General features: G+C 62.2%; 16 protein-coding genes. 11 read left to right on the top strand and 5 right to left on the bottom strand.

Annotated features, from left to right (window positions below; all coding sequences use genetic code 11):
• Positions 1 to 37 precede the first annotated feature (37 nt).
• The 11 genes from AC07V0_RS21645 (at position 38) to AC07V0_RS21595 (ending at position 11,976) form a co-directional block, all read left to right on the top strand.
• Positions 38 to 787, top strand: a complete 750-nt coding sequence (locus tag AC07V0_RS21645; RefSeq protein WP_457326889.1) for an AraC family transcriptional regulator — start codon at positions 38 to 40, stop codon at positions 785 to 787.
• Between the two features lie 402 nt (positions 788 to 1,189).
• Entirely contained in the window at positions 1,190 to 1,549 is a 360-nt protein-coding gene (locus AC07V0_RS21640; protein WP_495019918.1) for a DUF6124 family protein, read from the top strand.
• A gap of 442 nt (positions 1,550 to 1,991) precedes the next feature.
• Entirely contained in the window at positions 1,992 to 2,810 is an 819-nt protein-coding gene (locus tag AC07V0_RS21635) for an ABC transporter substrate-binding protein (RefSeq protein WP_018928300.1), read from the top strand.
• Positions 2,811 to 2,820: 10 nt separating this feature from the next.
• Positions 2,821 to 4,599, top strand: coding sequence for a cis-3-hydroxy-L-proline dehydratase (lhpI, locus tag AC07V0_RS21630; protein ID WP_495019917.1), 1,779 nt, complete (start codon positions 2,821 to 2,823; stop codon positions 4,597 to 4,599).
• Positions 4,592 to 5,257 (top strand): amino acid ABC transporter permease, encoded by a 666-nt coding sequence (locus tag AC07V0_RS21625; protein WP_018928302.1) that lies wholly within the window; start codon positions 4,592 to 4,594, stop codon positions 5,255 to 5,257. Before lhpI ends, AC07V0_RS21625 begins: the two co-directional genes overlap by 8 nt.
• Positions 5,258 to 5,267: 10 nt before the next feature.
• Positions 5,268 to 5,918 carry an amino acid ABC transporter permease gene (locus AC07V0_RS21620; protein WP_018928303.1) on the top strand — a complete coding sequence of 217 codons (651 nt, stop codon included), beginning with the start codon at positions 5,268 to 5,270 and terminating at the stop codon, positions 5,916 to 5,918.
• On the top strand, positions 5,911 to 6,633 hold the full coding sequence (locus AC07V0_RS21615; RefSeq protein ID WP_064616854.1) for an amino acid ABC transporter ATP-binding protein: 723 nt from the start codon (positions 5,911 to 5,913) through the stop codon (positions 6,631 to 6,633). Before AC07V0_RS21620 ends, AC07V0_RS21615 begins: the two co-directional genes overlap by 8 nt.
• A gap of 25 nt (positions 6,634 to 6,658) precedes the next feature.
• Positions 6,659 to 7,687 (top strand): trans-3-hydroxy-L-proline dehydratase, encoded by a 1,029-nt coding sequence (locus AC07V0_RS21610; RefSeq protein WP_096480776.1) that lies wholly within the window; start codon positions 6,659 to 6,661, stop codon positions 7,685 to 7,687.
• A gap of 113 nt (positions 7,688 to 7,800) precedes the next feature.
• Positions 7,801 to 8,718, top strand: a complete 918-nt coding sequence (locus AC07V0_RS21605; RefSeq protein WP_018928306.1) for a dihydrodipicolinate synthase family protein — start codon at positions 7,801 to 7,803, stop codon at positions 8,716 to 8,718.
• 71 nt (positions 8,719 to 8,789) lie between these two features.
• On the top strand, positions 8,790 to 10,178 hold the full coding sequence (gene abaF / locus AC07V0_RS21600) for a fosfomycin efflux MFS transporter AbaF (protein ID WP_064616852.1): 1,389 nt from the start codon (positions 8,790 to 8,792) through the stop codon (positions 10,176 to 10,178).
• A 217-nt stretch (positions 10,179 to 10,395) separates the two neighbouring features.
• Complete coding sequence (locus AC07V0_RS21595; RefSeq protein ID WP_495019916.1) at positions 10,396 to 11,976, top strand: aldehyde dehydrogenase (NADP(+)); 1,581 nt, start codon at positions 10,396 to 10,398, stop codon at positions 11,974 to 11,976.
• A 111-nt stretch (positions 11,977 to 12,087) separates the two neighbouring features.
• Here AC07V0_RS21595 and AC07V0_RS21590 read toward each other — a convergent pair whose 3' ends face one another.
• From AC07V0_RS21590 to AC07V0_RS21570, 5 genes are all read right to left on the bottom strand, one after another.
• Complete coding sequence (locus AC07V0_RS21590; protein ID WP_495019915.1) at positions 12,088 to 13,095, bottom strand: Ldh family oxidoreductase; 1,008 nt, start codon at positions 13,093 to 13,095, stop codon at positions 12,088 to 12,090.
• 103 nt (positions 13,096 to 13,198) lie between these two features.
• On the bottom strand, positions 13,199 to 14,977 hold the full coding sequence (locus tag AC07V0_RS21585) for an acyl-CoA dehydrogenase C-terminal domain-containing protein (RefSeq protein ID WP_495019914.1): 1,779 nt from the start codon (positions 14,975 to 14,977) through the stop codon (positions 13,199 to 13,201).
• A 7-nt stretch (positions 14,978 to 14,984) separates the two neighbouring features.
• Positions 14,985 to 17,501 carry an efflux RND transporter permease subunit gene (locus AC07V0_RS21580; protein ID WP_495019913.1) on the bottom strand — a complete coding sequence of 839 codons (2,517 nt, stop codon included), beginning with the start codon at positions 17,499 to 17,501 and terminating at the stop codon, positions 14,985 to 14,987.
• 31 nt (positions 17,502 to 17,532) lie between these two features.
• Positions 17,533 to 18,606 (bottom strand): WD40/YVTN/BNR-like repeat-containing protein, encoded by a 1,074-nt coding sequence (locus AC07V0_RS21575; RefSeq protein ID WP_495019912.1) that lies wholly within the window; start codon positions 18,604 to 18,606, stop codon positions 17,533 to 17,535.
• A gap of 151 nt (positions 18,607 to 18,757) precedes the next feature.
• Positions 18,758 to 20,116, bottom strand: a complete 1,359-nt coding sequence (locus AC07V0_RS21570; RefSeq protein ID WP_111453677.1) for a DUF1329 domain-containing protein — start codon at positions 20,114 to 20,116, stop codon at positions 18,758 to 18,760.
• Positions 20,117 to 20,134: the final 18 nt, after the last annotated feature.

The raw sequence follows: 20,134 nt of genomic DNA, 5'->3' as shown, positions 1-20,134 counted from the left end.
CTCTATGATCCCGGGGTCGCCCTCAGACCCCAGCGCCATGTACCCCTCGCTCAGCACCTTCAAACCCTGCGACCTGCCCACGCTGTTGAACAGCCTGCAGCCGATTGCGCCGCTGCTCGACACCCTGGCGGACGTGGTGTTTTTCATCAAGGACCGCGAAGCCCGCTATGCCTTCGTCAACCAGACCCTGGCCCGGCGTTGCGGTTTCAAACATAGCGAGGATCTGCTGGGGCTCACCGCCGAGATGGTCTTCCCGGAACGCTTCGGCCCGCTGTACACCGAACAGGATCGACGGGTGTTGTCCAGCGGTCGCGAGATGGCCGACCAACTGGAACTGCACCTGTATTACGGCAACCAGCCGATCTGGTGCCTGACCCACAAACTCGCCTTGAAGGATGAACAGGGTCACATCGTGGGCCTGGCCGGGATCTCCCGCGACCTGCAATCGCCACAGTCCAATCACCCCGCGTTCCAGAAACTCGCCGCCGTGGACGCGCACATCCGCAGCCACTTCGCCCGCCCCATCAGCCTCGCCGAACTGACCGCCATCGCCGGTTACTCCGTGGCGCAACTGGAGCGTCACTGCAAGCGGGTGTTCCAGCTCACGCCACGGCAGATGATCAACAAGGCGCGCCTGGATGAAGGTTCTCGGCTGTTGCTGCACAGCGACCTGCCGATCACCGAGATCGCCCTGCGCTGCGGTTACACCGACCACAGTGCGTTCAGCCGGCAGTTTCGTGCGTTGACCGGTTTGTCGCCGAGTCAGTATCGCGATACTCAGCGCTAAGGATCGTTCCCACGCGGAGCATGGGAATGATCAACCCACAGTAAGACCAATAAACAGGCGATGTTTAATAGACATCTCCAGACACTCACCCAGGCTACACATCCTTGCGCCTCTGCCTACGACTACGCCAGAATCCGCCGGCTAGTGCGCCTGTGGCCTGGGCTATATCGTTTCCCTGTCGCTGAAAAACAGCGATCGGGTTTGGTAGCCCGGTTTTCTGGCGCATAGCGCGACCTAATGCAGAGACTGTTTTCGTCTCCTGTTTTTATGGTGGCTATGCGTAGGGCGCTCTCGGGCGCGCCGGGTTGCCAGATGACCGGTCTACCAACCTGCGTATGGCCACCACCTCTTCGTTTGGTAGCGAAGGTGATGGCTCCACTTTTAATATCTGGAGCTCCATCTATGTTCAAACCAACGCCAAATCCTCCGGAAACCGACGACGTTTCCCCCTACGAATCCCTCGATTCGAAAAAGCTCCACGCAGCCGCCGACCGCGCCCTCGATCACTACCTCAAACCACCCATCCCCAAAGGCACCAAGCGCAAACCCAGCACCATTTACCATGTCGGTGAAAAGGTCGATAACGAAACCCTGCTGGTCAATGCCTGCGAATCCCTGGCGTCAGCGAGCATGATGCTCAGTGAGTTCGCCGGGTTGATGGACATGCCCCATCGCAACGTGATGTTGGGGATTCAATCGGTGGTCATGCTCGGGGAGCTGGCGGTGAATCGAGTGCTGGATAACCTCGATCCGCAGGGCTGACGAAAGTCTGTAGTGAGAGCACTTATTGTGGCGAGGGAGCTTGTCGGATCGCCGCACCGTCCCGCTCGGCTGCGCAGCAGTCGCAAAACCGGCTTATGCGGTGTGCCTGTAAAAAAGCAGTCGCAGGATTTTGGGTCGCTTCGCAACCCAGCGGGAGCAAGCTCCCTCGCCACATGGGTGTGTCAGAGCACGGGGTGATCACAGGGCGCCGGTGTTCCTTAAAGGGGCGCCCCGCACATCCATTGCTCCCATCTGTAACACCCGCCATCGCGGATCTCGCCCCTCACGGAATCACTCTGACGCACCGCAACACCTCTACTTCAAGGCCTGACGATTAATTCACGCCTCGGCCTGGAAACGGGCACGTTGATTGCTATATTTAATATCGTATACGAAATCCTCAATACGATATCCAACAGCACTTCACATCAACGAGGCCTCTATGAAAAACCCCGCATTTGCCGTAGCCCTCAGCGCTGTTCTCAGTACCTCCTTCATTGCCACCGCCCAGGCCGACAAACTCGACGACATCATCGGTTCGGGCAAGCTGCGCTGCGCCGTGACCCTGGACTTCCCGCCCATGGGTTTCCGCGATGCTGGTAACAACCCGGCCGGTTTCGACGTGGACTATTGCCATGACCTGGCGAAAATCCTCGGGGTCGAGGCCGAAGTGGTCGAGACGCCGTTCCCGGACCGTATTCCGGCGCTGGTCTCCGGGCGGGCCGATGTGATCGTCGCCTCCACTTCCGACACCCTCGAACGGGCCAAGACCGTCGGCCTCACCGTGCCCTACTTCGCCTTCCAGATGGTGGTGCTGACCCGCGACGACACCGGCATCAACAGCTTCGATGACCTCAAGGGCAAACCCGTGGGTAACACCAGCGGCACCTATGAGGCCATCGCGCTAGAGAAAGACGTGAAGAACTGGGGCACCGGCACCTTCCGCGCCTATCAGTCGCAGAACGACACCCTGCTGGCGGTTGCCCAAGGCCATATCGACGCCACCGTGGTCACCAACACCGTGGCCGCCGCCACCCTCAAATCGGGCAAATACAAAAACCTGAAAGTCGCCGGTAACGCGCCGTACGTGATCGACTACGTCTCCCTCGGCGCCAAGCGTAACGAGTATGGCCTGCTCAACTACCTCAACCTGTTCGTCAACCAACAGGTGCGCACCGGTCGTTACAAAGAGCTGTTCGTCAAATGGGTCGGCACTGAAATCCCGCCGACCAACCTGACCGTGCCACAGGTCTACTACTGAGGTGTCCGGCATGCCTAGGCCCACTTCTCTGACCGGTCGCAGCCTGGTCGCGGGCGCCGCCGAGGGCGCCCTGCTGTTCGCCGATATCGGCTTGAGTTTCTGGGGCGGGGTCGATCCGTTTAGCGGCGAGATCATTGACCGTCACCATCCGCTCAGCGGCGAATACCTGGCCGGCCGCGTGCTGGCCATTCCCAGCGGTCGCGGCTCGTGCACCGGCAGTAGCGTGTTGATGGAACTGATCAGCAACGGTCACGCACCGGCTGCATTGGTGCTGGCCGAACCCGATGAGATCCTGACCTTGGGCGTGCTCGTCGCGCAGACGATTTTCGAGCGTTCCCTGCCGGTGCTGTGCATCGGCCGGGAGGCCTTCGCCGCGTTGCGCGGCAAGACCTTCGTTCGGGTCGACGGCGCCTCGGTAACCGTGTTCGAACACCTGCCGGGCGATGCCTGGCGGGCACTCGACAGCCCATTGCAAACGCAAGACCCAAGCGCCCCGCTCGAACTCACCGAACACGACCGGGCGCTGCTCGACGGCCAGCATGGCAAGGCTGCACAAGTGGCCATGCAGATTGTTCTGCGCATGGCCGAACTGCAAGGTGCCCGCCGCCTGGTGGATGTCACCCAGGCGCACATCGACGGCTGCATCTACACCGGACCTGCGAGCCTGCGCTTTGCCGAACAACTGGTGCAATGGGGCGCCAACGTGCGGGTGCCCACCACCCTCAATTCAATTTCCGTGGACCAGCGCCGCTGGCGCGAATTGGGCATCGACCCGGCGCTTGGCGAACCGGCCAGTGCCTTGGGCGATGCCTATATGGCGATGGGTGCGCAACTCAGTTTCACCTGCGCGCCCTACCTGCTCGACAGCGCACCCAAGGCGGGCGAGCAGATCGTCTGGGCCGAATCCAACGCGGTGGTCTACGCCAACAGCGTGCTGGGGGCACGCACCCTGAAGTACCCGGACTACCTGGATATCTGCATCGCCCTGACCGGCCGCGCCCCGTTGATCGGCTGCCACCTGGACGCACAACGCAAGGCCCGATTGCAGGTCGAAGTGCCCGCCCTGGGTGAACTGGACGATGCCTTCTACCCGCTGCTCGGTTACCACATCGGCGCGTTGGCGGGCAGCCGGATTCCTCTGGTGCGCGGGTTGGAAAACCGCAAGCCGAGCCTGGACGACCTCAAGGCGTTCGGCGCGGCGTTTGCCACCACCTCCGCCGCCCCGTTATTCCATATCGCCGGGATCACCCCGGAAGCTATCGACCCGGCGCAGGTGCTGGAGGGAGATGTAGCCCTACCCGTGGAAACAATCCGCCTGAAGGATCTATTGGTCAGTTGGCGCGAACTCAACAGTGCCCGCGACAGCCGGGTGGATGTGGTCTCGCTGGGTAACCCGCATTTCTCCCTCAGCGAGTTCGCTCACCTGGCGCGACTGTGCCTGGGTCGGCACAAACACCCCGACGTGGTCCTCGCCATTACCTGCGGCCGCGCCGTGCTGGAGCAGGCTCGCGAAGCCGGGCATATCGCCGTGATCGAAGCCTTCGGCGCGACCCTGGTGACCGATACCTGCTGGTGCATGCTCGGCGAACCGGTGATCCCGCCGGGTGCAAAAACCTTGATGACCAACTCCGGCAAATACGCCCATTACGCACCCGGCCTGGTGGGCCGCAAGGTGCATTTCGCCAGCCTGGCTGAATGTGTCGATACCGCTTGCAGTGCCACGGCCAGCGATCGTCTGCCAGCCTGGCTGCAAACCGCCGCCCCTCTGGAGACTCTCGCGCATGTTTGATTACACCTTCCAATGGCGCGCCACCCTGCGCGCCCTGCCGGACATGCTCGCCGGCGCCTGGGTCACTTTCGAGACCGCCGCGTTGTCGATGATCTTCGGCGTGCTGATCGCCCTGGCCCTGACGGTGATGCGCGAAAGCAAAACCCCGCTGCTGCGCGGCATCGGCAACGGCTGGGTATCGATCGCGCGCAACACCCCGTCGCTGTTCCAGATCTACGTCCTCTACTTCGGCCTCGGCTCGCTGGGCTTGCATGTCAGCTCATGGTTCGCCCTGCTCGCCGGGATCACCTTCAACAATGCCGGGTATCTGGCGGAGAACTTTCGCGGCGGCCTCAAGGCCGTACCCGACACGCAAGTGCGCGCCGCGCGTTCGCTGGGCATGAGTGCCTTCCAGGCCTACCGCATGATCATCGTCCCGCAGCTGTTGCGGATCGTCTTCTACCCGCTGACCAATCAGATGGTCTGGGCGGTGCTGATGACGTCGCTGGGGGTGATCGTCGGGCTGAACAATGACCTGACCGGGGTGACCCAGGACTACAACGTCAAAACGTTCCGCACCTTCGAATACTTCGCTATCGCCGCCGCGCTGTATTACCTGATTGCCAAAGCGATCGTCGCGTCAGCCCGGCTGATGGCCTGGCGGTTGTTCCGTTACTGAGGGCTTGACCATGTTTTCCACCAGTTTTTCCTGGAATGACCTGCTGTTCCTGCTCGACGGCGCCTGGGTCACCCTGCAACTGACGTTCTGGTCGATCATCCTCGGCTCCTTCGCCGGGCTGTTGTTTGGCCTGCTGCGAGCGCTGTTGCCACGCGCCAGCCTGCCCCTGGCCTGGGTGCTGGACGTGTTTCGCAGCGTGCCGCTGTTGATCCAGTTCGTGCTGTTCAACTCGCTCAAAAGCATCGTCGGCTTGAACCTCAGCGCCTTCAGCGTCGGCTGCATTGTGCTGGGGGTCTACACCGCCGCGTACTTCACCGAGATCGTGCGCAGCGGCGTGCTGTCGGTGCCGTTCACCTTGCGGCGGGCCAGTCGTTCGCTGGGCCTGAGCTTTTTGCAGGACCTGCGCTGGATCGTCCTGCCAATGGCCACCCGCGTGGCCTTCCCCGGCTGGCTGAACCTGGTGCTCGGAGTGATGAAAGACACCGCGCTGGTGATGTGGATCGGCATCGTCGAACTGCTGCGCGCCTCGCAAACCATCGTCACCCGCATTCAGGAACCGTTGCTGGTGCTGTGCGTCGCGGGCCTTATCTATTACGTCATGAGCCTGGTGGTTGCACGCCTGGGCGCTCGTCTGGAAAGAAGGTGGCAAGAAAATGATTGAGATCGACAACGTACATAAATCCTTCGGCGATCTGGCCGTGGTCAAGGGTGTCAGCCTGACGGTGGACAAGGGCGAAGTGGTGTCGATCATCGGCGGCTCGGGCTCCGGCAAATCGACCCTGCTGATGTGCATCAACGGCCTGGAGCCGATCCAGAAAGGCAACATCCGCGTCGATGGCGTCGAGGTTCATCACAGCGCCACCGACCTCAACCGCCTGCGGCAGAAAATCGGCATCGTGTTCCAGCAATGGAATGCCTTCCCGCACCTGACCGTGCTGGAAAACGTGATGCTGGCACCGCGCAAGGTTTTGGGCAAAAGCAAGTGCGACGCCGAGGCGCTGGCGGTGCAGCAACTGACCCACGTGGGCCTTGGCGACAAGCTCAAGACCTTCCCCGGCAAGTTGTCCGGAGGCCAGCAGCAACGCATGGCCATCGCCCGCGCCCTGGCCATGTCACCGGACTACATGCTGTTCGACGAAGCCACCTCGGCCCTCGACCCGCAACTGGTCGGCGAGGTGCTGGACACCATGCGCATGCTCGCCGAAGACGGCATGACCATGGTGCTGGTGACCCACGAAATCCGCTTTGCCCGCGATGTGTCCGACCGTGTGGCGTTCTTTCGCAATGGCCTGGTGCACGAGATCGGCTCGCCGGATCAGGTGATTGGCAATCCGATACATGCGGAAACGGCGGCGTTTCTCAAATCAGTGAAATAACGACCGGCGATAAAAGGAGTCAGCCATGCGTTCATCGAAAGTCATTCATGTGGTCAGTTGCCACGCCGAAGGCGAAGTCGGCGATGTGATCGTCGGCGGTGTCGCCCCACCGCCCGGCGCCACCGTGTGGGAGCAATCGCGCTGGATCGCCAAGGATGAAACCCTGCGCAATTTCGTCCTCAACGAACCCCGTGGTGGCGTGTTCCGCCACGTCAACCTGCTGGTGCCGGCCAAGGACCCTCGGGCGCAAATGGCCTGGATCATCATGGAACCGGCCGACACGCCACCGATGTCCGGCTCCAACTCGCTGTGCGTCGCCACGGTGCTGCTCGACAGCGGCATCCTGCCGATGACCGAACCGCAAACCCGGCTGGTGCTCGAAGCGCCCGGCGGCTTGATCGAGGCCGTGGCCGATTGCCGCGACGGCAAGGTCGAACGGGTGGAAATCAAGAACGTGCCCTCCTTCGCTGATCGCCTCGACGCCTGGATCGAAGTCGAAGGCCTCGGCTCGTTACAGGTCGACACCGCGTACGGTGGCGACAGTTTTGTCATCGCCGACGCCAAACGCCTGGGCTTTTCCATCCGCCCTGACGAGGCGGCCGAGCTGGTCGAGGTCGGGTTGAAAATCACCCGCGCGGCCAATGAACAACTGGGCTTCGTCCATCCGCTGAACCCCGAGTGGTCGCATATTTCCTTCTGCCAGATTGCCGCGCCCATCGTGGTTGAAAATGGCATCGCCACCGGGGCCAACGCCGTGGTGATTCAACCCGGCAAGATCGACCGCTCGCCCACCGGCACTGGTTGTTCGGCACGTATGGCAGTGTTGCAGGCCAAGGGATTGATGCAGGTTGGCGAGCGCTTTATCGGCCGTTCGATCCTCGGTTCCGAATTCCATTGCCGCATCGATTCGATGACCGAAGTGGCCGGCCGCCCGGCGATCTACCCGTGCATTTCCGGCCGGGCCTGGATCACCGGCACCCACCAATTGCTGCTCGACCCCAGCGATCCATGGCCACAGGGCTATCGCCTGTCAGACACCTGGCCCGGCGCCTGAAACTCCCCCAGACCAACGGCTATAAAAAACCCTGATTGATTGAAAAAACCACTGGCCGAGTATCGGCATTTAAAATATCGTATACGAAATACAAAAACGAACCGGAGGCAACAATGAGCAAGCGCATTAACTGGAGTGGCGTCTTCCCCGCGGTGACCACTCAATTCAACGATGACTTCTCCATCAACCTGGAAAAAACCCACCAGGTGATTTCCAACGTGATCCGTGACGGCGTATCGGGCCTGGTGGTGTGTGGTTCGGTGGGGGAAAACACCTCATTGACCGCCGAAGAAAAAATCGCCGTGACCGAAGTTGCGGTCGACGCTTCCCGCGGCCGCGTGCCGGTGATTTGCGGTGTGGCCGAGTTCACCAGTGTGCAAGCGGCCAAGGTGGCCAACGCGGTGCGCAGGGTCGGTGTCGACGGCGTGATGCTGATGCCGGCGCTGGTCTACGGTTCCAAGCCGTTCGAGACCGCCGAGCATTACCGCTACGTGGCGAAGAACGCCGACGTACCGTTGATGGTTTACAACAACCCGCCGATCTACAAAAACGACGTCACCCCGGACATCCTGATTTCCCTGGCCGACTGCGACAACGTGGTGTGCTTCAAGGATTCCTCCGGCGATACCCGCCGTTTCATCGACGTGCGCAATGAAGTCGGCGACCGTTTCGTGCTGTTCGCAGGTCTCGATGACGTGGTGCTGGAAAGCATCGCGGTGGGTGCCGAAGGCTGGGTCTCGGGCATGTCGAACGTATTCCCGAAAGAAGGCGAGACCATCTTCCGCCTGGCCAAGGCCGGTCGCTTCGCCGAAGCCATGCCGATCTACGAATGGCTGATGCCGATCCTGCACCTCGATGCCCGTGCCGACCTGGTGCAGTGCATCAAACTCTGCGAAGCCATCGCCGGTCGCGGCAGCGCCCTGACCCGTCCGCCACGCCTGGCGCTGCCGCAAGCTGATCGGGAGTTCGTCGAACAGATCATGGCCAAGGCCATGGCCAACCGTCCGGAGTTGCCGGACGTCGGTCTCTGAGTGATTGCCGGGCGGATCCTTGCGGGTCCGGCCCGGCTACCTGTTTTCGCGCCTCTACAGGAAACGTCAGCATGTCCAATCCTCACAGCACCTCCAGCGCAACCACACCCTCGGGACTCAAACGCGTAGTGGCCGCCGCCATGGCCGGCACTGTCGCCGAGTGGTATGAATTCTTTCTCTACGGCACCGCTTCGGCATTGGTCTTCGGCCAGCTGTTCTTCCGTCAGACCGACAGTCCGATTGACGGCATCATCGCCGCCTTCGCCCTGTACGCCGTCGGCTTCCTCGCCCGTCCGTTGGGCGGTCTGGTGTTCGGTCATTACGGTGACAAGTTCGGCCGCAAGCGCCTGTTGCAACTGAGCCTGGTGGTGGTTGGCATCACCACGTTCCTGATGGGTTGCCTGCCCGGCTTCGACAGCATCGGCTATGCCGCGCCGGTGTTATTGGTGCTGCTGCGGCTGATCCAGGGCTTTGCCTTTGGGGGCGAATGGGGTGGCGCGATTCTGCTGGTGTCCGAACATTGCCCGGACAATCGCCGGGGCTTCTGGGCCAGTTGGCCGCAAGCCGGGGTGCCGGCCGGTAACCTGGTGGCGACCGTCGCCCTGCTGCTGTTGTCGTCAAACCTGTCGGAGCAACAATTCCTCGCCTGGGGCTGGCGCGTGGCGTTCTGGTTCTCGGCGGTGGTGGTGCTGATCGGCTACTGGATTCGCACCAGCGTCGATGACGCGCCGATTTTCAAGGAGGCCCAGGCCCGGCAAGCGCAGACCAAGCAGCAACAACTGGGCGTGGTGGAAGTGCTGCGTCATCACTGGCGCGCGGTGCTGGTGGGGATCGGCGCGCGGTTTGCCGAGAACATCCTCTATTACACCGTGGTCACCTTTTCGATCACCTACCTGAAACTGGTGGTGCACAAGGACACCTCAGAGATTCTGTTGCTGATGTTCGGCGCGCACTTGCTGCACTTTTTCCTGATCCCGTTGATGGGCTATCTGTCGGATATCGTGGGCCGCAAACCGGTGTACCTGATCGGCGCGGTGCTCACTGCGTTCTGGGGCTTCATCGGCTTCCCGATGATGGACACCGGCAACAACTGGCTGATCATCGGCGCCATCACCCTGGGCCTGGCCATCGAGTCGATGACCTATGCGCCCTACTCGGCGCTGATGGCCGAAATGTTCCCGACCCACGTGCGCTACACCGCCCTTTCGCTGTGCTACCAGGTGGCGCCGATCTTCGCCGGATCCCTCGCGCCGCTGATCGCCATCACCCTGCTCAACAAGTACCACAGCTCGACACCGATCGCCTGGTACCTGGTGGGCGCTGCGCTGATCTCCATCGTGGCTGTCGGCCTGACCCGGGAAACCCGTGGCAAGTCGTTGCACCAGGTGGATGCCGAATCCGCTGCGCGTATTGCTGCGCTGGATAACCTCGAACCGGCCGCCACACGCCGGTTGGCTTAATCGCCAGTACGCAACCTGTAGCAGCTGCCGAAGGCTGCGTTCGAGCGCGTAGCGGTCGTAAACCATGCACCGCGGTGTGGCCGAAATACCGCGGTGCATGATTTACGACGGCTTCGCCGCCGAACGCAGCCTTCGGCAGCTGCTACGGGTCGCCGCGCTACGCCTGGCATTTCTCAACCAACGGCATTTGGCCTCGCATTCCAACAGGAGTTTTTCCATGCCCCAGATCATCGGCCACAACTACATCGGCGGTGCCCGCAGCGCCGCTGGCAACATCGCGATGCAGAGCCATGACGCCAGCACCGGCGCAGTACTGCCCTATTCGTTCATGCAAGCCACCGCCGAGGAAGTGCACGCCGCAGCCCAAGCCGCCGCTGCCGCTTACCCTGCCTTTCGTAACTTGCCGGCGACACGCCGTGCAGAATTTCTCGAGGCCATCGCCGCGCAACTGGATGCCCTGGATGACGAATTCGTCGCCCTGGTCACCCGCGAAACTGCCCTGCCGACCGCACGCATCCAGGGTGAACGCAGCCGTACCAGCGGCCAGATGCGCCTGTTCGCCCAGGTGCTGCGCCGGGGCGATTTCTATGGGGCGCGTATCGACCGCGCGTTGCCCGAACGTCAGCCATTGCCACGGGTCGACCTGCGCCAATACCGGATCGGCGTCGGTCCGGTGGCCGTGTTCGGCGCCAGTAACTTCCCGCTGGCCTTTTCCACCGCTGGCGGTGATACCGCGGCTGCTCTGGCCGCCGGTTGCCCGGTGGTGTTCAAGGCCCACAGCGGACACATGGCGACCGCTGAACACGTGGCCGACGCAATCATCCGCGCCGCCGAGCAAACCGACATGCCTAAAGGCGTGTTCAACATGATCTACGGCGCGGGCGTCGGTGAAACGCTGGTCAAGCATCCGGCGATCCAGGCCGTCGGTTTCACCGGCTCGCTCAAAGGTGGTCGCGCCCTCTGTGACATGGCCGCCGCACGGCCACAACCGATTCCCGTATTCGCCGAAATGAGCAGCATCAACCCGGTGCTGGTATTGCCTGAAGCCCTGCGCGCACGGGGCGAAAAAATCGCCGGTGAACTGGTGGCGTCGGTGGTTCAGGGGTGCGGTCAGTTCTGCACCAATCCGGGGTTGGTAATCGGTATTGGCTCACCACAGTTCAGCGCGTTCACCGCTCGGCTCAGTGCCTTGATGGCCGAACAGCCGGCGCAAACCATGCTCAACGCCGGCACCCTCGCCAGCTACGAAAAAGGTGTGCAGGCGTTAGTCGACCATCCAGGGATAAGCCATCTGGCAGGCCAGGACCAGCACGGTAATCAAGCCCGGCCGCAACTGTTCAAGGCCGACGTCAGCCTGCTGCTCAAGGGTGATCCGCTGTTGCAGGAAGAAGTGTTCGGCCCGACCACCCTCGTCGTCGAAGTGGCCGATAAAGCCGAGTTACAACAAGCGCTGAACAGTTTGCACGGTCAACTCACCGCCACTTTGATTGGCGAAGAGCAGGACCTGAAGGAACACGCCGATCTGCTGGTGCTGCTGGAACAAAAGGTCGGCCGGGTACTGTTCAATGGCTACCCCACCGGCGTTGAAGTGTGCGATGCGATGGTGCATGGCGGTCCTTACCCGGCGACCTCCGACGCCCGTGGCACGTCGGTCGGCAGCCTGGCCATCGAGCGTTTCCTGCGCCCGGTGTGCTACCAGAACTGCCCGGATGCCTTGCTGCCCGACGCCCTGAAAAACGCCAACCCGCTGGGCATTGCCCGCCTGGTTGATGGCAACATCCAGCACGCCTCGCTGTAACACAATCTGTAGGAGCGAGGCTTGCCCGCGAAGAATGCACCGCGATTTTCAGGTATTACGCGTCGTCGTTCTTTGCGGGCAAGCCTCGCTCCTACAGGATTTTCATCGCATTCAAGTCAGCAGTGCTTTCAGATCGTTGTACAGCGCCTCGGGAATCTGCACGCCCTCCACCAAACTGCGCGCCCGCGCCACATAACGCCGTTGCGACGGCAAGCGCGCCCCCTGCCCTTCAATCCCCTGAAACAACACCTCGGCCCGGGCCAAGTGCTCTTCAGTGGCCGCTCCCAGAAAACGTCGCGGATCCAGCGCGATGATCAGCTCGCCGTGGTAGGGCGATGACTTGCTACCCGCGTCGTAAGCCAGTGACTCGGCACTGGTCAGGTCACCGATCAAAGGCCCGGCAATCAACTCCACCATCGCCGCCAGCGCCGAGCCTTTGTGCCCACCGAACGTCAGCATCGCGCCGCCGTCGAGCACCACATTGGCATCAGTGCTCGGCCGCCCCTCGGCGTCCACGCCCCAGCCCTCGGGAATCGCCTTGCCGGCACGCCGATGCAACTCGATATCGCCACGGGCAATCGCACTGGTGGCGAAGTCGAACACAAACGGATCCTGCCCCACGCGTGGCCAGCCAAAGGCAATGGGATTGGTGCCGAACACCGGCACCCGTCCCCCGGCCGGCGCCACCCAGGCATGACTCGGATTACACGCCAGCGCCACCAGCCCGGCGGCGGTCAACTGTTCGATCTCCACCCACAGCGCCGAGAAATGCACACAACGATTGATCGCCAACGCCGCAATCCCGTTGGCCCGGGTTTTCTCTTCCAGTAACGGCAGCCCCGCCTGGAACGCCAACTGCGAAAAACCACCCCCGGCATCCACCCGTACAATCGACGGTGCCTGGTCGATCACCCGTGGCTCGGCGTTGGCCGACACCTTGCCGGCCCGCAGGGAATTCACGCAGCCCAGAATCCGGTACAAACCGTGGGACGCACAGCCATCGCGCTCGCCAGCGATCACCGTCGCCGCCACCGCTTGCGCATGGGCCAGGTTAAAACCGTTGTGCAACAGGATCGATTCGGCCAATTCACGGGCTTCGATCAGGGTCAGTCGAATCATGGTCATCTCCTTGGACAGACCGTTCAGCGTGGTCTATCCAAGGAGCGGTGGCTTGATCGGTTTAGGGACGGAGGGTGACGAAATGGGCACAGTGCCCTTTCGATCAGAACTGCGCTGCTTCCAGTTCAAAGAGGCATTCGCTACCGGCCCTGGCCGATGCACTCAGCGAGTGGATGCGCGGCAGCAGGCGGGCGAAGTAGAAGCGCGCGGTGGCCAGTTTACTGGCATAGAAAGCGTCCTTGGAGTGCGTACTCATCGCAGTCTTGGCCATTCGCGTCCACATGTAGGCGTACGCGGTGTAGCCGAACACATGCAGGTACTCGACCGAGGCCGCGCCGATTTCATTCGGGTTGCTCTGGGCTCGATCCAGCAGCCACGCGGTCAGTTCGTCAAGGGTGTCCATCGCGGCGTTCAACGGTTTGGTGAACTCACCCAGGTCAGCGCAGGCGTTGGCGGTGTAGTGGCGAACTTCGGCGGCGAACAAGCGGTAGAGCGCCCCGCCGCTGGCGACTATTTTGCGCCCGGCCAGGTCCAGCGACTGAATGCCGTTGGTGCCTTCGTAGATCTGAGTGATGCGCACATCGCGAACCAATTGCTCCTGGCCCCATTCGCGGATGTAACCGTGGCCGCCGAAGATTTGCTGGCCGTGCACCGTGGTTTCCAGCCCCATGTCGGTGAGGAACGCCTTGGCCACAGGTGTCAGCAGCGACACCAGTTCCTGGGCACGGGTGCGGGTTGGCGCGTCATCGCTGTACCTGGCGGTATCCAGTTGCAGGGCCACGTAGCTGGAAAACGCCCGCCCGCCTTCGTTCAAGGCCTTCATGGTCAACAGCATCCGCCGTACATCCGGATGCACAATGATCGGATCGGCAGACTTGTCCTTGCTCTGCGCGCCCGTCGGCGAACGGCTTTGCAGACGGTCACGGGCGTATGCGACGGCGTTCTGGTACGAGCGCTCACCCAACGCCAGGCCCTGGATACCCACACCCAGGCGTTCGTAGTTCATCATGGTGAACATCGCCGCCAGCCCCTTGTTCGGCGCATCGACGATCCAGCCAGTGGCCCCGTCGAAGTTCATCACGCAGGTCGCGGACGCCTTGATGCCCATCTTGTGTTCGATTGAACCGCAGGACAGCGCGTTGCGTTCACCCAGCGAGCCGTCGGCATTCACCAGCACCTTGGGCACCAGGAACAGTGAAATGCCCTTGGGGCCGGCGGGTGCATCCGGCAGTCTGGCCAACACCAGGTGAATGATGTTTTCGGTCAGGTCGTGCTCGCCGCCGGTGATGAAAATCTTGCTGCCACTGATCTTGAAACTGCCGTCGGCCTGAGGCTCGGCTCGGGTGCGGATCAGGCCCAGGTCGGTGCCGGCATGCGCCTCGGTCAGGCACATGGAACCGGTCCAGGTGCCGGCATACATGTTCGGCAGATAACGCTCCTTGAGTTCCTGGCTGGCGTGGGCATTGATCGACAGGCACGCCCCGGCGGTCAGCATCGGGTATAGACCGAACGACAGACTCGCCGAGTTGACCATCTCCTCGACCTGAGCCGAAATGGCCTTGGGCATGCCCATGCCACCGAACTGTGGGTCACCGCCGACACCCACCCAACCGCCTGCGGCGAACGCTTGGTAAGCCGCGACAAAACCTTCGGGAGCGATGACGATGCCATTGCTCCAGGTGCAGCCCTGCTCATCGCTGCTGCGGTTCAGCGGTGCGACCACCTCGGCGCTGATCTTGCCGGCCTCCTCAAGGATCGCGGCGGCCGTCTCTTCATCGATCACCTCGGTCAGGCCAGGCAATCTGGCCCAGAGCCGGGACACCTGGAAGACCTCGTTGAGTACGAAGCGCATGTCGCGCAAGGGAGCTTTGTAATCAGACATAGTTGGCTTACTCAGAAGTGGTCAGGGCATGCGACATGGCCTGACGTTGGGTTGTATCGGTTTCAGCGGTTTGCGCCACATCAGCTTGCGCAACGGGGTGACGCAGCAAGAAGTACGACAGGGCCGGGATCAGGATCAGCGCGCCGAGCATGTTCCACAGGAACATGAAGGTCAGCAGGATGCCCATGTCGGCCTGGAACTTGATCGGCGACCAGACCCAGCACACCACGCCCGCCGCGAGGGTGATGCCCACCAGGCCCACCACCCGGCCGGTAAACGACACGGCGCTGCGGTAGGCCTGGCTCAGCGGCAGGCCCTGGCGCTGGAAATGCAATTGCACGCTGAGCAGGTACAAGGCGTAGTCCACGCCGATGCCCACGCCCAGTGCGATCACCGGCAGGGTCGCGACCTTCACGCCTATGCCCATGGCCACCATCAACGCCTCGCACAGGATCGAGGTCAGGACCAATGGCAACAGGGCGACCAGGGTTGCGCGCCAACTGCGGAAGGTGATCAGACAGAACAGCGTCACCGCCGCATAGACGTAAAGCAGCATGGTGCGATTGGCCTCGCGCACCACAATGTTGGTCGCCGCCTCAATCCCGGCCGACCCGGCCGCCAGCAGGAACTGGCGATCGTCGCTGTTGTTGTCCCGGGCGAATTTTTCGGCGATGCCCACCACGGCATCGAGGGTCTCGGCCTTGTGGTCCTTGAGGAACGTGATCACCGGCATCAACGAACAATCAGTGTTGAACAACTCCGGGGAGTTGACCGAGGCTTGCTGCGCGGCGTAGTTCAGCACGTCCTGATTGCGCTGGATGCTGTTGAGCTTGGGGTTGCCTTCATAGGTGCCGGCGGTGATCTGGCGCACCGCGTTAACCAGCGAAGTCGTGGCCTGTACGCCCGGATACTGCTGCAGCTCCCAGGCCAGGCGATCGGCGAGAATCAGCGTCTTGTAGCTCAGGCAGCCTTCCGGCGCGGTCTTGACCATCACCGCGAACAGGTCGCTGGACAGCGCGTAGTGGCTGGTGATGTAGGCGTTATCACGGTTATAGCGAGAGTCGGCACGCAACTCCGGTGCGCCACTTTCCAGATCGCCGATCTTCAGCTGCTGGCTGATCATGAAACCGCCGATGCCCATCAGTACCGCGACCACTACCGCCCCCGTGGCCCATTTGGCCGTGGTGAAGCGGTCGAGCAAGTCCCACAGTTTGCCGAAGCCTTTGTGCCCTTCGGCGCACGTGTCGATGTTCAGCGCACGCTCGGCAGCCCTGGCGCCCACGCCGACATAGGACAGCGCCACCGGCATCAGCAACAGCGAAGTGAAAATCAGCACCGCCACACCGATACTGGCGGTGATCGCCAGATCCCGGATCACCGGAATATCGATCAGCATCAGTACCGCGAAGCCGACGGCGTCGGCCAGCAGCGCGGTAACGCCGGCAATGAACAGGCGGCGGAAGGTGTAGCGTGCGGCGATCAGTTTGTGGGTGCCACGGGCGATGTCTTGCATGATGCCGTTCATCTTCTGCGCCGCGTGGGACACGCCGATGGCGAAGATCAGGAAAGGCACGAGCACCGAGTACGGGTCGATGGCATAGCCGAGCCAGGCGACGATGCCCAGCTGCCAGACCACCGCGATCAGCGAGCAGCCGACCACCAGCAAGGTGCTGCGCACGCATCGGGTGTAGGCGTAAATGATGATCAGCGAAGTGACGACGGCCAGGCCAAAGAACATCATCACCTGGATCAACCCGTCGATCAGGTCGCCCATCAGTTTGGCGAAACCGATCACCCGGACTTTGTACGGACCCTTACCCTCCTCCCCGGCCTTGCGTGCAGCACTGTCACCGGCAAACTCGATCTGGTCGCGCAACTGTTCTTCGAGCATTTGCGAAAAGGCGTGGTAGTCGATGCGCTGACCGCTGGCCGTGGCCTTGTCCAGCAGCGGCACGATCAGCATGCTCGATTTGTAGTCGCTGGCCACCAGACTGCCGACGATACCGGCGCGGGAAATGTTCTGGCGCAGCTGTTCTATTTCTGCCGGCTTGCCCTGGTAGGTATCGGGCATCACCGGGCCGCCCTGGAAACCTTCCTCGGTGACTTCGGTCCAGCGCACCGCCGGGCTCCACAACGACTTCATCCAGGCACGGTCGACACCCTCGGCAAGGAACAACCGGTCGTTGACCTGTTTGAGCACGTCCAGGTAACCGGGGTCGAAGATATCGCCCTGAGTGTTCTCCACCACCACCCGTACCGAGTTCCCCAAACCGCGCAGCGACTGGCGGTTTTCCAGGAAGTTCTGGATGTACGGCTGGCTCTGCGGAATCATCTTTTCGAAGCTTGGACGCAGCTCCAGGCGAGTCGCGGCCATGTAGCCCAGCATCAGGGTGACCAGCGCCATCAGCAGCATGAACAGCGGACGGTAGTTGAACACCAGCCGCTCCAGCCGATTGCCGGAATGGCGATCGAAATCTCGCAGATCGCGGATCACCGGCATGGTTTCTTGTTTGGTATGGCCCATGTCTGGGTTCTCGCTCTAAGGGTTCGAGGACTTAATCAACGGACAGCGTCCGTGCACCACGGCTGCCAACCAGCACCAGCGCACCGTCGGCGGACTGAGCGGCGCCGGTCACCGGGGTCGGTGCCGGTTGCTGAACCAGGTGCAATTGCGCGCCTGTGCCCTGGCTGACCAGCATCTGCCCGCCCTGGGTGAACAAGCGATAGTTGCCACGGTTATCGACGAGGCCGGCGGTGATGCTGACGTGCAGGCCACTGTCCAGCGGGGTCCAGTTGAGGCCGCCGTCGGTGCTGCGCAGCACGTTGCCGCGCAGGCCGTAGGCAATCACTTCGCCGGGTTTGCCGAGTACGCCGAAAAAACTGCCCTGATAGGGTGTCGGTACGGCGGCGAAGCGCTGATCGGCGTTGTTCCATTTGAGCAACAGGCCCTGCTCACCGGCGATGTACAGCCCATCGCCGGTGGAGGCGATGGCGTTGAGGTGAAAGCCCTGCGGGTTGTCGGTGCGGTCCTGGAACGGTGTCCAGTTCTGGCCGCCATCCTCGGTGCGCAGGATCAGGTTGAACACACCGACCACATAACCGAGACGGTCGTTGGCGAACCAGACATCGAGCAAGGGTTTGTCGGCGCCCTGCGCCACCAGGCGTTCACCTTCGGCGACCAGCAGCGGCCATTGTTCATTGCCCGGTTCTGCACCGGCTAACGCCTGGTAATGCTTGACCAGTAAGGCGCCGATCTCGCGGCCGTCCAGCTGCTTGCGCCAGGTCGCACCCGCGTCACTGCTGTGCAACACCACACCGTCGCCGCCCACTGCCCAGCCTTGGGTGGCGGAGGGAAAACTGACGGCATTGAGGTCGGCACTGACCGGCACGGCGGCCTGCTGCCAGTGTTTGCCGGCATCATCGGAATACAGAATGTGCCCACGCTGCCCGACTGCAACCAGACGATCGCCGGCGCGGGCCATGCCCGATAGCGGGCTGTTGATAGCCAGGGCGCTGACCCTGGCCGGCAGATCCAGCACGTCGACATAACCGGAGGCCTGGCTCAAGCCCTGCAACATTGCAAGCAGTGCGCCGAGCGCCAGCCGCAGATAATTTTTGTACGAACACATACCGCGTCCTCTTCGGATAACCGCGCCGGGACACACATCCGTGTGCCTGACTTTCAAACCTGGGCGCCCGAAACGATCGGCATACGCCGACCGTCGTGCGCTCCCTTGCCTTGCGGGCAACGGAACGCACGGACGCGTTGTCACGGTTTGCTTAGCGAATCCCGCTACCTGCCAGGGATTCCGACGACCACTGCGCCTTGGAGAGCGGCTCGATGTACTTGATGCCGCCGTAAGGCCCGACCACGCCATTGATGTTGTAGGAGCCACCCACCAGGTCGTAGATCATGAAGGGCGTGGAGTCCGGGACTTGCTTGTCGTAGCTCTGGCTGAGGAACGCGAAGGAGCCACGGTACAGCTGACCACGGGCGTCGTACTGGTCAGAGGCCAGAGCGGTCCAACTGTCTTCATCGAGGTAGAAGCGACGCTTCTGATAGATGTGTCGGGCACCAGCCTTGAGATTGCCCTCCACCACCCAGACGCGATGTTTTTCCCAACGCACATAATCGGGTGCCAGGTGATTGGCAGTGGTCAGCGACTTGGGGTCCTGGGCGTAGGTCAGCTTGTAAGTGTTGTAGGGCACGATCATTTCCTGCTTGCCCACCAGCTTCCAGTCGTAGCGGTCCAGTGCACCGTTGAACACGAAAACATCGTCGTAGGTGCCCGCGCCGGCGGTGCCGGGGTTGGGCGTGTCGTAAGCCAGGTTCGGTGCCAGCTTGACCCGACGCTGGCCAGGCAAGTATTGCCAGGCACGGCGCGGTTGCTGCAGCGGGTTCGCGGCGTCCTTGAGCATCACCGCTTCACCGGCCCGGCGCGCAGGGCCGGTGTAGGACAGCTTCATCTGGTAGTACACGTCGGCGCTGCTGATCGGCTGCGCCAGGTTCTCGTAGATCGGATAGGAAATGAACGCCTGCCCGGTGGTCGCCAGGCTCGGAATGCCTGCGGAGTCGACGTTCCAGGAGTCGTACTTGGAGTTGATGCTGACGCCCTGATAACGCAACAGGAAGTTCCACATCGCCTCGTTACCCGTCTGCGGAATCGGGAACGGCACGCCGGGCAGCACGTTATCGACGGCCAATCCGCCCTCGAGGGACTTGGCGCCGGTGGCATTTTTCACCCCGTTGTCCAGCACCGCCTTGGGCAAAGAGACGGTACGGTGGGTCGGGTAGACATTGACGTGGAAACTTGGGAACCGCTTGGCCAGTTCCGCGGTGGTTGCACTGAGCAAGCCCTTGTACTGATCGACGTTCTTGCCGTCGATCACCAGCAGCGGCTTTTCGTTGGCGAAGGGATCCGGGCGCATGCTGTCACCGGATTTGAAGCTGGCCGGCGGCGTGGTCAGGCCACCGTCATAGGCGGGGATGGATCCGTCGGCATTCCCGGCCTTTTCAGCCCCGACCAGGGTCAGGCTGGTGCCGAGCCTGGCGGCTTCCTGAGCCGATACAGCGGCCTGTGCCTGGCTGGCAATAACCATCGCCAACGAGGCGGCTAACACGGTTTGCACACATTTCATCTTGTTATTCTCCTGCTT

It is taken from the genome of Pseudomonas sp. GW821-FHT01E10 (genome assembly GCF_059422365.1).
Note: the sequence above shows the minus strand (reverse complement) of the source record. Positions and strands in the feature narration are given on the sequence as shown.